The 14,145-nt window shown below is 70.5% G+C and carries 14 protein-coding genes; 5 read left to right on the forward strand and 9 right to left on the reverse strand.

What is annotated here, in order from left to right; genetic code table 11:
* The first annotated feature begins 384 nt into the window (after window positions 1-384).
* Window positions 385-2,016, forward strand: coding sequence for a DEAD/DEAH box helicase (locus BLQ63_RS08560; protein WP_245680903.1), 1,632 nt, complete (start codon window positions 385-387; stop codon window positions 2,014-2,016).
* Between the two features lie 237 nt (window positions 2,017-2,253).
* Window positions 2,254-2,487 carry a hypothetical protein gene (locus BLQ63_RS08565; protein WP_091031816.1) on the forward strand — a complete coding sequence of 78 codons (234 nt, stop codon included), beginning with the start codon at window positions 2,254-2,256 and terminating at the stop codon, window positions 2,485-2,487.
* 62 nt (window positions 2,488-2,549) lie between these two features.
* On the opposite strand, the gene BLQ63_RS08570 is transcribed toward BLQ63_RS08565, so the two are convergent.
* From BLQ63_RS08570 to BLQ63_RS08605, 9 genes are all read right to left on the reverse strand, one after another.
* Window positions 2,550-3,095, reverse strand: a complete 546-nt coding sequence (locus BLQ63_RS08570) for a hypothetical protein (protein WP_091031820.1) — start codon at window positions 3,093-3,095, stop codon at window positions 2,550-2,552.
* 24 nt (window positions 3,096-3,119) lie between these two features.
* The gene (locus tag BLQ63_RS08575) at window positions 3,120-3,752 is read right to left on the reverse strand and encodes a MarC family protein (RefSeq protein ID WP_245680904.1); all 633 of its coding nucleotides are present in this window, start codon (window positions 3,750-3,752) and stop codon (window positions 3,120-3,122) included.
* A gap of 64 nt (window positions 3,753-3,816) precedes the next feature.
* Window positions 3,817-5,025 carry a hypothetical protein gene (locus BLQ63_RS08580; RefSeq protein WP_091031824.1) on the reverse strand — a complete coding sequence of 403 codons (1,209 nt, stop codon included), beginning with the start codon at window positions 5,023-5,025 and terminating at the stop codon, window positions 3,817-3,819.
* Window positions 5,022-5,567 carry a SigE family RNA polymerase sigma factor gene (locus BLQ63_RS08585; protein ID WP_245680905.1) on the reverse strand — a complete coding sequence of 182 codons (546 nt, stop codon included), beginning with the start codon at window positions 5,565-5,567 and terminating at the stop codon, window positions 5,022-5,024. The genes BLQ63_RS08580 and BLQ63_RS08585 overlap by 4 nt, the downstream gene beginning before the upstream one ends.
* 267 nt (window positions 5,568-5,834) lie before the next feature.
* Window positions 5,835-6,647, reverse strand: coding sequence for a PH domain-containing protein (locus BLQ63_RS08590; protein WP_091031831.1), 813 nt, complete (start codon window positions 6,645-6,647; stop codon window positions 5,835-5,837).
* Between the two features lie 13 nt (window positions 6,648-6,660).
* Window positions 6,661-6,816 carry a hypothetical protein gene (locus BLQ63_RS28305; protein ID WP_177154845.1) on the reverse strand — a complete coding sequence of 52 codons (156 nt, stop codon included), beginning with the start codon at window positions 6,814-6,816 and terminating at the stop codon, window positions 6,661-6,663.
* Window positions 6,817-7,262: 446 nt separating this feature from the next.
* Window positions 7,263-7,955, reverse strand: coding sequence for a TrmH family RNA methyltransferase (locus tag BLQ63_RS08595; protein ID WP_091031835.1), 693 nt, complete (start codon window positions 7,953-7,955; stop codon window positions 7,263-7,265).
* 247 nt (window positions 7,956-8,202) lie between these two features.
* On the reverse strand, window positions 8,203-10,125 hold the full coding sequence (locus tag BLQ63_RS08600) for an acetoacetate--CoA ligase (RefSeq protein WP_091031839.1): 1,923 nt from the start codon (window positions 10,123-10,125) through the stop codon (window positions 8,203-8,205).
* Between the two features lie 130 nt (window positions 10,126-10,255).
* The gene (locus tag BLQ63_RS08605; protein ID WP_245680907.1) at window positions 10,256-11,578 is read right to left on the reverse strand and encodes an MFS transporter; all 1,323 of its coding nucleotides are present in this window, start codon (window positions 11,576-11,578) and stop codon (window positions 10,256-10,258) included.
* A 251-nt stretch (window positions 11,579-11,829) separates the two neighbouring features.
* On the opposite strand from BLQ63_RS08605, the gene BLQ63_RS08610 reads away from it, so the two are divergent.
* The 3 genes from BLQ63_RS08610 to BLQ63_RS08620 all read left to right on the forward strand — a co-directional run bounded on the left by BLQ63_RS08610 (window position 11,830) and on the right by BLQ63_RS08620 (window position 14,134).
* The gene (locus BLQ63_RS08610; RefSeq protein ID WP_091031842.1) at window positions 11,830-12,498 is read left to right on the forward strand and encodes a FadR/GntR family transcriptional regulator; all 669 of its coding nucleotides are present in this window, start codon (window positions 11,830-11,832) and stop codon (window positions 12,496-12,498) included.
* A 115-nt stretch (window positions 12,499-12,613) separates the two neighbouring features.
* Window positions 12,614-13,075 carry an RrF2 family transcriptional regulator gene (locus BLQ63_RS08615; protein ID WP_091031846.1) on the forward strand — a complete coding sequence of 154 codons (462 nt, stop codon included), beginning with the start codon at window positions 12,614-12,616 and terminating at the stop codon, window positions 13,073-13,075.
* Between the two features lie 45 nt (window positions 13,076-13,120).
* A complete protein-coding gene (locus BLQ63_RS08620) occupies window positions 13,121-14,134 on the forward strand; it encodes a YihY/virulence factor BrkB family protein (RefSeq protein WP_091031849.1) in 1,014 nt (337 codons plus the stop codon).
* Window positions 14,135-14,145 lie beyond the last annotated feature (11 nt).

The raw sequence follows: 14,145 nt of genomic DNA on the forward strand, positions 1-14,145 counted from the left end.
GCCCGGAGCGCCCTTCGCCTTCGCGGGTTGTCGCGAACCGGACGGTTCGACACGTCTTCGCAGGCCAGGAGTGCCACATTCGGGTGAGAACAGCCACCCCCGAGGGGGGTCCAGAGCGGCGCTCCGAGACGAAGGCGCACGGAGAGCGTACGATGGACAGGAGCGACCGCGGCCTTTCACAGGGCATTCCCCTTGACGATGCTTGCAAGCCGGGCATCAGCACAGTGCGAACGGTCCTCAACGCGGCTCCGGCGTGAAGCGCCGGACCGCTCCTGCGAAGCGGCGACTCTCCGAATCCGGCGGTCGTCGCCGCTGTGTAACGAGACTATATGTGGCGCCGAGTTCCCCGGATCTGGTGACGTCCTCCGCCACGAGGTGAACAGAGTGAACGAAGTGAACAATGACCGGCCCAAGAACGACGGGCCCACGTTCGCGGCTCTAGGCGTTCGCGAAGAAACCGTCGAAGCGCTTGCGGCGCTTGGTATCGAACGGGCCTTCGCGATCCAGGAGTACGCGATTCCGATCGCATTGCGCGGTTCCGACATCATCGGCCGCGCCCCCACCGGCACCGGCAAGACCTTCGGGTTCGGCCTGCCGATCATCGACCAGATCACCTCCGCCGAGGAGGGCGCCGACGGCAGACCGCAGGCGCTGATCCTGGTCCCGACGCGCGAGCTCGGCCTCCAGGTCTCGCGGGACCTCGAGGACGCGGGCAAGACCCGCGGCATCCGGGTCCTGCCGATCTACGGCGGCCGCGCCTACGAGCCCCAGGTCGACGCGCTCAAGGCGGGCGTCGAGATCATCGTCGGCACCCCCGGGCGCCTGCTCGACCTGCACAAGTCCAAGCACATCAAGCTCGACCGGATCGCGCACTGCGTCCTGGACGAGGCCGACCGCATGCTCGACCTCGGCTTCTCCGAGGACGTCGAGAAGATCCTCAAGCTCCTCCCCACCGAGCGCCAGACGATGCTGTTCTCGGCGACGATGCCCGACACGATCATGTCGCTGTCGCGCCGCCACATGAACCGGCCCATGACCGTGGCCGCCGACGTGTCCGCGCCCGACCTCGAGGCCGCGAACAACACCCGCCAGCTCGTCTACATGACCCACGCGATGAACAAGGTCGAGGTCGCGGCCCGGATCCTCCAGGCCAACGGCCGGGGCCTGACGATCATGTTCTGCCGCACCAAGCGCGCGGCGCAGAAGCTCGCCGACGAACTGGACTTCCGCGGCTTCGCGGTCGGCTCGGTCCACGGCGACCTGGGCCAGAACGCCCGCGAGCGGGCCCTGCGGGCCTTCCGCTCGGGCAAGATCGACGTGCTCGTGGCGACGGACGTGGCCGCGCGCGGCATCGACGTCCCCGACATCACGCACGTCATCAACTACGACGCGCCCGAAGAGGCGGAGACGTACATCCACCGCGTCGGCCGCACCGGCCGCGCGGGCGCGACCGGCATCGCCGTCACCTTCCTGACGTGGGAGGACCTGCCGCGCTGGAAGATCATCGTCAAGGTCAACAACCTCGACCTGGCCATCGCGCCGCCGGAGACGTACCACACCTCCGACCACCTCTACTCCGACCTGGACATCCCCGAGGGAGCGCCGTCGTCGCTGCCGAGCGAGATGCGCAAGCGCGACGGCCTCAGCGCCGAGCGCGAGGAGAACGTCGAGGGCGACAGCCGCAAGAAGTCCCGCAGCAGCCGCGCTCCGCGCGGCAAGGGCCGCGGCGAGAGCGACCGGCGAGGCGGCGGGCGCAGCGGCGACAGCCGCGGCGCGGGCCGCGAGTCCTCCGCCGGCGAGAGCGCCGAGAGCACGCCGCAGGAGCCGCGTACGCGCCAGCGCCGCCGCATCCGCGGTGAGGGCGAAGCGGTCGCGGCCGCGAGCGAGTCGAAGCCCGCGCCCGAGCAGCGCGCCCCGCAGGACGAGGGCGGCGCCGAAGGCGACGCCCCGGCCCGCAGGCGCCGCCGCCGCCGTCGCCCGACGGGCGGCAGCGACCGCCAGTCGACCGAAGGCTAGCGAGCAACGAACGGCGGTGGCCGGGTGTCCCTCGATCGAGGGACACCCGGCCACCGCCGTCCTGTCGTACCCCACGAGCACCCTTAGAACCGGGGCCCCGCGATCCGGCTCCCTGCGGTGTCAGCGCTGCCCTCCGCACCGAGGCGGAACCGTCGCACCGCTCGGGCACCCTCGATTCGGGGGCCCCGCGATCCGGCTCCTTGAGGCCCCGGCCCTGCCCGGCGTTAGGCTCTCCCCATGAGCGACCGGTCGGACGGCGGCTATCAGGGCCCGCCCGTGAACGTGCCCCCTCCTCCCGGCTGGCGGGTCGAGGCCGTGGCCCTGCCCGGCGAGCCCCGGCGGCTCCCGCCCCAGGACCATGAGGCGATCAACGCCGCCGAGCAGCGGGCCCGCCTCGTCACCCACTGGGTCACGCTCGTCACGGTGGCGCTCATGTTCACCGTCCTCATCATCGGGCTCGTCAGCGCCTGACCGCGACGCACCGCGGCCCCGGCCGGGCATCCGCCCGGCCGGGGCCGCTTCGTCGCAGGCCGCTACTGGACCGCTCCGCCCCAGACCATCTCGGCGCCGGTGTGCCCGGTCTTGTAGACCCACCAGGCCGCCAGCACCAGCAGCGCGAACGCGACCAGCCCGATGACGAACATGATGATCTTGCGTCCGGTCGCGGCCGGGTCGTCCGAGCCCTTGGCCTCGCCGTCCTCGGTCGCGGCCGGCGCCGGCGCGTCGGCGTTGCGCAGCAGCGCGGCCCGGCGCCCCCGGTCGAGCCCGGCGAACAGGAACCACACCGGGATCAGGGCGATCAGCGTCCACAGGAGCCAGTAGCCGTTGTCGTGGTGCGCTTGGACGGCGTCGGGCCAGCCGTCGGGGTAGGTGTAGTCGGCGAGCTGCTGCCCGCTGAAGATCGAACCGTACGCGGCGGCCGGGGTGACCAGCACCAGGACCGCCACCGCCCAGCCGAGCAGACGCCGCAGCGGGGGGATGAGGAGGTAGGCGATGCCGAGCAGCACCAGCAGGGCGACCAGGATGATCGGCGCGTGCACCGCCAGCGGGTGGAGGGGCAGATCGAGAATCGTCGTCATAGGGTTAATTGAACCCTAAAGTGATCACCAACCGACAGCTCCAGCAGAACTTTCGAAGAGTTCGACGTATCCCATCACCGCATCGGCGATGAGCTGCACCGCGATCGCGGCCAGCAGGACGCCCGCGATCCGCGTCAGCACCTCGATGCCCCCGCGCCGCAGGATCTTCACCAGGAACCCCGAGAAGCGCATCACCAGGAAGATCGCGACGTGGATGATGACGATCGCCAGCGCGATCCACAGGTAGTCCATATGGGACGGCGCCTGCTTCACGAACAGGATGACCGCGACGATCGCGCCGGGCCCGGCCAGCAGCGGGGTGCCCAGCGGCACGAGCGCGATGTTCGACGTGGCCGCCTCGTTCGGGTCGTCGGCCTTGCCGGTGAGCAGCTGCAGGGCGACCAGGAGCAGCAGCAGTCCGCCCGCGCCCTGGAGCGCGGCGAGGTCGATGTGCAGGTAGCTGATGATCTGCTGCCCCAGGAGCGCGAACAGCGTGATCACGCCCAGGGACAGGCACGTCGCCTGGAGCGCGGCCCGGTTGCGCTCGCGCTGATCCATGGTCCCGGTCAGGGCCAGGTAGATCGGCACGATGCCGGGCGGGTCCATGATGACGAACAGCGTCACCGCGACGGTCAGAAAATACTCGAGTCCACCCACGCAGCGAGTATGTCAAGTCCGCCAGGTCACAGCCCCGCATTCGGACACTCGTGTTAGGTGCGGCTCAGCGGGGCCGCGGACGGGATAAGCGGGTGTAGTCGAGCACCGGCATGACGGCCCCCGCGGGCGGGGTGAGCTCGGACAGGGACCCCTCTTCGGTGCTCGCGTCCAGGAGCAGCCAGGTCTCGTCGCCCAGGTTCCCGGTCAGCTCCCAGCGGCCGTACGGATCGGTCCAGTACAGGCCGGTTTCGAAGTACCGCTCCTGGTACTCGCCGAAGTCGAAGTCCTCGATCATCGGGAACGTGTACGTCGCCTGGCTGTACTCGACGTACTCGCGGACCAGCTCGGGCGCGGCGTCGTCGGACGCGGTCGCGACCAGTTCGTCCTGGATGACCGCGGAGTCGAGCGATCCGCACTGCTCACCGTCGTCGGCGAGGCCGACGCCGGCCTCCAGGTCGGCGACGCAGACGTAGCCGGGGTCCTCGAGGTCGGTGACGGCCACCGATTCGAACCCGGCCGCGCCGACCGACTCCAGGCCCCATTTGAACTGCTCGTCGAAGTGGTATTCGCCGATGCCCCCGCCGTTGACCCCTTGCAGGTCGGCCGTGAACACGGCGGTGCTGGCGCTCCAGTCCATGAGGGTGAGCGCGTAGGCGGTGGTGAAGGTCGCGTCCACGGCCTGCCCGGCGCTGTCGGCGAGGGTGACGTCCTGCAGCCGGTGCTCCTCCACGGTGTACGCGGCGTCCGGCGTGACCATCGCGAACTGGGTGCCGCCGTAATTGACACGCGTGTACGTCTCCATGGTCGGCTTCTCGTAGACCTCGCCCGCCGCGCCGTCGAAGCCGGTGAAGGCCACCTGGGACTCGGTCTCGGCCATGTAGGCGCCGTCGAGTCGGAAGACGCCGTAGTCGGGACTCGCCACGTCGATCGCCACCGAGGTGCCCTCGCTGTTGAGCACCGAGTAGCGGCCGTCGCCGTCCTCGACGACGAACTCCATGGCGAACTCGTTCTGCACTTCGGTCGTGCTGGTGTCGGCGGCGAGCGTGCCCTCCTGCGGGTCGGGCGCGACCCAGGGCTGCCACACGAACGTGGCCGCGCCGAGCACGAGCAGGCCCGCGCCGCTCGCCGCGGCGGCGACGCGCCTGCGGTGGCGGATGCGGCCGGCCCCGGCGATCGCCAGGTCGGCCAGGCCGGGATCCTCGGTGGCGGCGGGCGCGGCGTCGACCCTCTGGGCCATCTCGCTGCGCAGGAGGGATTCGATGTCCCCGCTCACGCGGCCTCCCTCGAGTCCATCGCGAGGCCGAGCGCCGCGGCGGGGGTGCCCAGGCGCTTGCGCAGGCCCGCGAGCGCGCGGGAGGCCTGGCTCTTCACGGTGCCGACCGAGATGCTGAGGATCTCGGCGATCTGCGGGTCCGAGCGGTTCTCGTAGTAGCGCAGTACCAGGACCGCGCGCTGGCGCTTGGGGAGCGCGGCGATGTGGCGCCACATGGCGTCGCGCATCGCCGAGTGCTCGGTGAAGTCGCGGGAGTGGTCGGGGCGGTCCTCGAAGACCTCGGTGGGCTTCTCGCGGTTGGAGCGCTTGCGCCACCAGGAGGCGTTGGTGTTGTAGAGGATGCGACGGGCGTAGGCGTCGATCGAATCAGTGGTTCTGATCCGCCCCCACGCCAAATAGGTCTTCGTCAAGGTCGTCTGCACCAGGTCCTCCGCTGTCGCCCAGTTCCCCGTCAGGAGATACGCCGCACGGTGCAGCGCAGCCGAGCGCGCCGCCACGTACTCGCGGAACTCCTCGTCCTGGGACGATTTGGCCTCGCTCACGCGTCTCCCTGGGGGGGTCGAACAACAGACGACATACCCCCGGTGGAAAGTTGCCCCGTAGGGCGGAATTCTGCCAAAAGATGGGTGTGGTCGGCAACCGAGGGTCGTATAGAAGGTGAGTATACGAAGTAGGTGCAACCGGGTGGGTCCCGGCATCGCAGGGCGCAGCGGACGTCACGGCGGCGCGGACGCCGAGGGCGCGAAACACCCGCCGAGTGATCGGCGGGTGTCCGACGGTGTCGGGATCGGGGCGCTGCGGCGGCCCTTCTAGGCCTCCGCGTCCTTGCGCACCGGCTCCTCGGGGATGAGGTCCTCTTCGGGCTCGGCCTCGCGCTCGTCGACGGCCTCGGGCTCGTACATCTCCTCGCACATCTGGAGGTAGAGCTCGTTGGGGTTCGGCAGGTGCGGGATGTTGCGCAGCGCCTGGTCCTGGCCCGCGGACTCGATGATGAACTCGCCGTAGTTGAGCATGCGGCCCATGGGGGTCTGCGCGTACTTCATGTCGGTGACGCGGCCGAGCGGCATCATGGCGACCGAGCGGGTGATGACCCCTTGGATGAGCATGATCCGCTTGTTGGTGAGGATGAAGCGGTCCATGTACCAGTCGAGGATCTTCCAGCCGACGAAGCCGAGGATGAGCAGCCACAGGACGATGGTGACCGTGAGCGCGGTGTCGCGGCCGTCGCCCATCCTGGTCATCATGCCGGAGGCGAGGCCCATGATGAAGGTCGAGAGCGTGCCGATGATGTACCAGGGCATGAGGTGGACCCAGTGCCGGCGCCATTCGCCGCGGTACTTCTCGGTCGGGAAGAGGTACCGGGCGGAGATCGGGGAGGGGACGTCGGGAACGGTGGGGGCGCGGACGCCGGCGAGGAGGCCGACGCCGAGGCCGTCGTCGAAGCGGACGCCGTCGATGTCGCTCGCGGCGGCGGCGGGCGCGGTGCCGGCGGGGAAGGAGTATTCGCGCGTGGGGGACTCGGCGCCCGGGGCGGGACCGTCGGAAGGGGGGCGCGGACTGGGGGGTTCCAGCGGCTCGGTGTTCTTGTTGTCCCCCGAGCCGCCTGCACCGGAATCGGTCATGCTGCCGTCGCTATCAGGTCACGAGGTTCGTGAAGAACGCCGCGAATCCGTTCGCGGCATCGAGGATTCCGCCTGCGAGGTTCCCGACCACATCGCTGGCTTCGCCTGGTCTGAAGGCAATAAAGAACACCAGGAACGCAAGTCCGCCCCAAGTCAGAAACTTCTTCAACTTCCTCACCCCTCCCGTCAAGGGTCCTGGCCGATCCTTCGTCTGGCGCAGGCTGGCACGAGTCTAGCGTACGAGCATGACTCGGCTTTCAGTTTTCTGTTGGACCACATCGGTGTGAGCCGCGCGGCCGATGCCGGGAGCCAGGGTAGCCCGGCGAAGCAACAAATGCCCGGCTCCGCCTGTCTACCAGCGGAATGACCTATTCGTTTGTACCTCCGGGAGCTTACCCCAAGTAATCTCCCGTTGGCTCAATGTGGGCGCATCGCCCCCCGTTACCGTAGGGAAGCGTCAGGTATCCGACACCGGTCGTTCACGAACGCGCCCTGCGGGTGCGAAGCGGCGAACCGGCGCCGCCTTCGGATCCGGCACGGGACGATGCGCACCTCTCAAGGGTGCCACCGCCGTGTGACGATCGGGGGTCTCGGGAGGGTCGGATTCCGGACGCTCTAGTCCCGGGGGGCTTGTGCGAACACGTGTTCCCTCACCCACGCGTGCATGGCGATGCCGCTGGCGACGCCGGCGTTGATCGAGCGGGTCGATCCGAACTGGGTGATCGAGCAGATCATCGAGCAGACCTCCCGCACCGGTTCGGACAGTCCGGGGCCCTCCTGGCCGAAGACCAGGACCGCGTTGCGCGGCAGGGAGGCGGTCTCGATCGGGACCGAGCCGGGCAGGTTGTCGACGCCGACGACCTCGAGGCCCTCCGCGCGGGCCCAGGCGACGAAGTCCTCGACCGTGGCGTGGTGCTCGACGTGCTGGTAGCGGTCGGTGACCATCGCGCCGCGGCGGTTCCAGCGGCGCTTGCCGACGATGTGGACGGTCTTGGCGAGGAACGCGTTCGCGTTGCGCACGACGGTGCCGATGTTGAAGTCGTGCTGCCAGTTCTCGATGGCGACGTGGAAGTCGTGGCGCCGGTCGTCGAGGTCGGCGACGACGGCCTCGCGGCTCCAGTAGCGGTAGCGGTCGACCACGTTGCGGCGGTCGCCCAGGCGCAGGAGGTCGGGGTCGTACTGCGGGCCCTCGGGCCAGGGGCCCGTCCAGGGGCCGACGCCCACGTCGTCGGCGGCCCGGTCCTCGGCGGCCGGGTCTGCGGCGGGAAGGTCTGCGGCACCCGGTTCCTCGTCAGTCACGCCGACCATTGGAGCACAGGCGCCGGCGGCGGTTTGCGCGCTCGGGGCCGGGCATAGCGCCGCCCCGGCGGCTACGGGGGAAACCGACCGGGGCGACACGAAACATACTAACTACCCGACAGCTGCGAGCGGGCACACACCCAATTGAATTCCCTTGCCGCAGAAGGAAATCGGGTCTTAAACCGTCCCGTGTCACTCAGGTTTCGCAAGAAGCGCACCGGCACTGCGGTCCACACTGGCACCTCCCGCACGGCGTTCACCGCAGGAACGACTTGAGCGCCTCCGGATTGGCCAGGGCGTCGCGGGCGATGGCCTCCTCGGGCTTGACGCCTTTGAGGATCTTCTTGACCGGGACCTCGACCTTCTTGCCGCTGAGCGTGCGGGGGATCGCGGGGACCTGGCGCACCTCGTCGGGCACGTGGCGGGGCGAGAGCTGCTGTCGGAGCGCGGCGGTGATGCGCCCCCGCAGCGCCTCGTCGAGCTCGACGCCGTCGGCGCAGGCCACGTAGAGGAGCAGGCGGTCCTGGCCGGGGTCGTCCAGGTGCACGACGAGGGAGTCGGCGACGCCCTCGACCGCCTCGACGACGGCGTAGAACTCCGAGGTGCCCATGCGCACGCCGCCGCGGTTGAGGGTGGCGTCGCTGCGCCCGGAGATGACCGCCGAACCCCGCTCGGTGATGGTGATCCAGTCGCCGTGGCGCCAGATCCCGGGGAAGTCGGTGAGGTAGGTGTCGCGGTAGCGGTGCTTGAGCGGGTCGCCCCACAGGCCCACGGGCATCGAGGGCATCGGCGAGGCGATCACCAGCTCGCCTTCGCGGCCGATCCCGGGGTGCCCTTCGGGATCGAAGGACTGGACGTCGGCGCCCAGGCACCGGCACGAGAGCTCGCCGCGCCAGACCGGGACGGTGGGGGCGCCGCCGATGAAGCCGGTGCACAGGTCGGTGCCGCCCGAGAGGGACTGGAGCTGCGCGGTCGCGCTGATCTGCTCGTAGACGTAGTCGAAGCCGACGGCGGGGAGCGGGGCCCCGGTCGAGCCGATCCCGTGGATCTTGGACAGGTCGGCCTCTTCGCGGGGCTTGATACCGCGGGAGCGGCAGGCCATGAGGAAGGGCGCGCTGGTGCCGAAGAAGGTGGTGCCGGACTCCTCGGCGAGGCGCCACATGCCGGCCGGGTCGGGCATCCCGTCGAACATGACGATGCCGGCGCCCACGATCGGCGCGGACATGAGGTAGTTCCACATCATCCAGCCGGTGGTGGAGTACCAGAAGAAGCGGTCGCCGACGCCGAGGTCGTGGTGCAGCGAGTGCATCTTGGCGTGCTCGATGGCCATGCCGCCGTGCGAGTGGACGATCGCCTTCGGCAGGCCCGTGGTGCCGGAGGAGTAGAGGATGTAGAGCGGGTGGTCGAAGGTGAGCGGCTCGAACGCGACGCCCTCGTCGTAGGAGCAGAAGCGGTCCCAGGTCTCGCCCTCGATCTCGCCCGAGCCCAGGTAGGGCAGGGTGACGGAGGCGCTGAGGCCCTCGAGGCCGCGCACGACGCGCTTGAGGTCGGCGGTGCGGTCGATCGACTTGGGGCCGTACTTGTAGCCGTCGACGGCGACCAGGACCTTGGGTTCGATCTGCGCGAAGCGGTCGAGGACGGCCTTCGCGCCGAACTCGGGGGCGCAGCTGGAGAACACCGCGCCGAGGCTCGCCGAGGCGAGCATGAGCGCGAAGGTCTCGGGGATGTTCGGCATCCAGGCCGCGACGCGGTCGCCGCGGCGCACCCCGTGGGCGACCAGGCCGGCGCGGGCGCGGGCGACGGCCTCGCGCAGGTCCGAGAGGGTCCATTCGACCGGTTCGCGGGTGTCGGAGTAGGCGCGCACGATGACGTCCTCCTCCCCCACGCCGGGCGCGGTGAGGACGGCTCGCGCGTAGTTGAAGGTCTCGTCGGGGAACCACACGGTGTCGGGCATGGCCTCGTCGGCGAGGACGCGGTGCTCGGGGACGGTGCCGCCGAGGCCGAAGTGCTCCCACACCGCGCCCCAGAACGGGCGCAGGTGCTCCACCGAGTACTGCCACAGCGCCGGATAAGAGGTGAGGTCGCGCTCCTCGCGGCGCGACAGCCACTGGCCGAAGCGCCCGATGTTGGTCGTCTCCACCGCGTCAGGCCGCGGCAGCCACAGTTCCCCGTCGGTCACGATCGCCTCCCGATTTCCACGACAGTGTGGTCCACAGCACTATCGTGGCACGCCTCAGGTTCGCGCCTGGGAGCGGGGGATCGTTTGCCCCTTTTCGTCCGCTATCCAGGAGGTCTGGTGGGCGCCAGTGCTATGCGGGGTGGAGCTCGTCCTCGATGAAGCGCTCGCGCGTGACGTACAGGCCGGCGAAGAACAGGACCGCGGCGAGGGCGCCGACGACCGTGAACGGGACGGTCCAGGAGCCGGTGAGGCCGAAGACCCAGCCGACCGCGAGCGGGCCGGACCCGGCGATGAGGTAGCCGCCGGACTGGGCGAACGAGGACAGGGCGCTGGTGCCGGCGGGCGTGCGGGCCCGGAGCCCGAACAGGGTCAGGATCAGGGGGAACACCGAGGTGCCGATGCCGAACAGGACCATGGCGGTCCAGGTGAGCGGGCCGCCGCCGTCGATCCAGAGCGCGGCGAGGGCGGGCGGGTAGCAGGCCATGAGGATGAGGAAGACCGGCCTGGGGCCCCAGCGGACGGTGAGGATCGGGACGACGACCGAGACGGGGATCTGCACGATCGTGAGCAGGCCGAGCATCGACCCGGCGGCGGCCGCGTCCATGCCGTCGTCGGCGAGGATCGTGGTGGTCCAGCCCATGAGGATGTAGGCGATGGCCGACTGGCAGCCGAAGGCCACCAGCATCATCCAGGCCAGGCGCGAGCGGCTGACGCCGCGCAGGCGCCCGATCGGGTTCGCGGCGGCGGCCGCCGCGGACGGGCGCCACAGCAGCCACGGGACGATCGCGATGAGCGCCGGGAGGGCCCAGACGGCCAGCGCGATGCGCCAGTCGCCGGTGAGGTGGTCGACGGGGGCGGTGGTCGCGGCGGCGACGGCGGTCCCGACGGCGAGCGTCGTGGAGTAGGCGGTGGTCATGACGCCGATGCGGTGGGGGAAGTAGCGCTTGACGATGACCGGGACCGCGACGTTGCCGATGGCGCCGGCGGCGAGCGCCAGGAGGCTGCACAGCAGGAAGACGGCGGTGTTGGGGGCCCAGGCGCGGGCGATGAGCCCCAGGCTCATGGTCAGGAGCGCGCCGGTCAGGAGCGGGCGCGGGCCGAAGCGGCGGGCGAGGCGGGGCGCGAAGGCGCCGAGGCCGGCGAAGGCGAGGACGGGCAGGGTGGTGAGGAGCCCGGCGACGGTCTCGGACATGCCCAGTCCCGTGCGCAGTTCGGCGAGGATCGCGCCGACGCTGGTCACGGCGGTGCGGAAGTTGAAGGCGGCGAGGATGATCCCGGCGACGAGCATCCAGCCGGCGGCTGCGGCGGCGCTCCCGGCCGGGGGGTCGGCGAGTTCGGCGCGGGGCGCGGGGGCCGGGTGCTCGTCGGGGTGGCGCGCGTCGGGCCCGGACCGCTGGGCGGGCGCGGCGGACTCGTCGGCGGCGCCGTGGGCGCGGGCGGCATCGGTCGTCACGTGGCTCCTACCGGGATCGGGAGGCGGGCAATGGTCCGGCGGGGTGGAAACCGTTGTCCAACTGGTTCGCGGGCGCATTGGTGCGTCGTGAGCAGCCAGGATAGAATCGAGTCAATTCATGGGATGAATTAACGGCCTGTCAACGGTATCGCGACGGCTGTCTGCTTTAATCCTTCTAGTGTTGGGAAACACGCACCCCCCGGCAGCCCCCCGCTGACCGTGGAAGCGCTCCGGAGAGGCCAGGTCCGCCAGTGGCATTGCAGTCGACACGCAAGTCCGCCCTCGTCGATCAGGTGATCGATCAGCTGCGCCGGCAGATCAGCGACGGCGAATGGGGCCTCGGCTCGCGCATCCCCACCGAGAGCGAGCTCGCCGAGCTCCTCGGCGTCGGCCGCAACACCATCCGCGAAGGCGTCCGGGCCCTGGCACACGCCGGACTCCTGGAGATCCGCCAGGGCGCCGGCACGTTCGTCGTCGGGCGCTCCGAGGTCACCGCGGCCGTGCGCCGCCGCATCGCCGCCAGCCCCGCCTCGGACGCGATGGAGGTCCGCCGGGGCCTGGAGGTCGAGGCCGCGCGCCTGGCCGCCCACCGCCGCGACGAGGCCGACATCACCAGGCTGCGCATCCTCCTGGCCGAGCGCGAGGCGACCCACGAGGTCGGCGACACCGAGTCGTTCGTCGCGGCCGACATCGCCCTGCACCAGGCCGTGGCCGAGGCCAGCCACAACAAGCTCCTCGCCGAGCTGTACTCCGAGCTGGCCGAGTCGCTGCGCGAGACCGTCCGGGCCGGACTCGGCCCGGTCCTGGCCGAAGAGCCGCACATAGACCACACGCGCGCGATCGAGGCGATCATCGCCGGCGACCCGGACCTCGCCGCCGCCGAGACCGCCATGTACCTGCGCCTGCTCATCGACGACTGACCGGCCGCGCCGCACGATCCGACCGCCGTCCGTTCGCTCGCCGCCGGGGCAGGCGCTTTCGGGAGATAGAGTCGGAGACGTCGCCCACGCGACGAAGAACCAGTAGGGAGTCCTCATGCGCCTGTCCGCCCGCGTCGACTACGCACTGCGAGCCGCCGTGGCCCTCGCCGGCTACGGCGACCGGTGGGTCTCGGCCGAGCAGATAGCCGAGGACCAGGGCATCCCGCGCAAGTTCCTGGAGTCGATCCTGCTCCAGCTGCGCCGCGGCGGCATCGCCGCCTCCAAGCGCGGCTCCGAGGGCGGCCACCAGCTCGCCCGGCCCGGCGGGGAGATCAGCCTCGCCGACGTCATCCGCGCCGTCGACGGCCCGCTCGTGGGCGTCCGCGGCGAACGGCCCGAGCAGGTCTCCTACTCCGGGACCGCGACCGCGCTGACGAACGTGTGGATCGCCCTGCGCGTCTCCGAGCGCAACATCCTCGAATCGGTGTCCCTCGCCGCGGTCGCGAGCGACGACCTCCCGACCTCGGTCACCAAGCTCCTGGAAGACCCCGACGCCTGGGTCATCCGCGGCGCCTGACGCGTCGGGCTCTCGCGCCGCCCCGGCCTCTGCCAGAATCAACGCGTGAAGTTCCCTGACCTGGGCGCCTGGTGGGACCGGGTGCTCCTGGCCTCCCGCAGGCGGTCCAACCTGGTCGACCACGCCTGGCGCGCCCAGGAGCGCTACTTCGAGGTCCACGGCGGCCAGCTGGCCGCCGCGATCTCCTACTACGCCTTCTTCGCGGCGTTCTCCATGTCGCTCCTGGCCCTCGCGATCTTCGGGTTCATGCTCAACGTGCCCGAGGTGTACAACTCGGTCGAGCAGTGGCTGGAGACGAACCTCCCGGTCATCGACATCGGCGTCCTGGAGAGCTCGCGCCAGTCCGTGACGATCTTCGCGGCCGTCGCGCTGGTGGTCGCCGGGGTCGCCTGGGTCCAGTCGGTGCGCGCGGCCATCCGCCAGGTATGGGACATCGAGGCGCAGCCGGGCAACCCGTTCCTGCGGTGGGCCATCGACTTCGGCATCCTCATCGGCCTGTCCGTGCTGCTCCTGATCACCATCGGCGCGACCGCCGGGGCCGAAGTGGTCCTGGCCTGGCTCGACTGGGACGAGGTCACCGGGAACCTCGCGTTCCTGGTGCGGGGGGTCTCGGTCGTCGTGGGCCTCATCGCGAACACGGTCCTCGCGATCGTGCTCCTCCAGGCCCTGCCGCGGGTCGTCATGCCGCTGCGGCGGGTCTTCTGGGCGTCCGTCGCGGTCGCGGTCGGCACGGAGATCCTCAAGACCGTCGGCCGCATCTACGTCCTCCACGTCTCCGACCGGCCCGCCTACCAGGCGGTGACCACCGCCGTCGGCCTCCTGGTGTTCCTCTACCTCTTCAACCTGATGCTGCTGCTCGCCGCCGCGTGGACCGCGACGTCCCTGCGCGGCAGGGCCATCGACCTGTACGAGCGGGCCGCGATCCCCAACGGCGTCGGCCGGCTCTTCAAGTTCGACAAGGAGAAGAAGAAGGTCAAGGCCGAAGCGAAGGCCGAGGTCGACGCCGACGCCGACGCCGACGCCGAAGCGGAGGAGACGCGCAGCGGCCCGGACGCGTGAGCGCCCGGGCC

This window comes from Glycomyces harbinensis, assembly GCF_900101745.1.
Lineage (GTDB): Bacteria > Actinomycetota > Actinomycetes > Mycobacteriales > Micromonosporaceae > Glycomyces > Glycomyces harbinensis.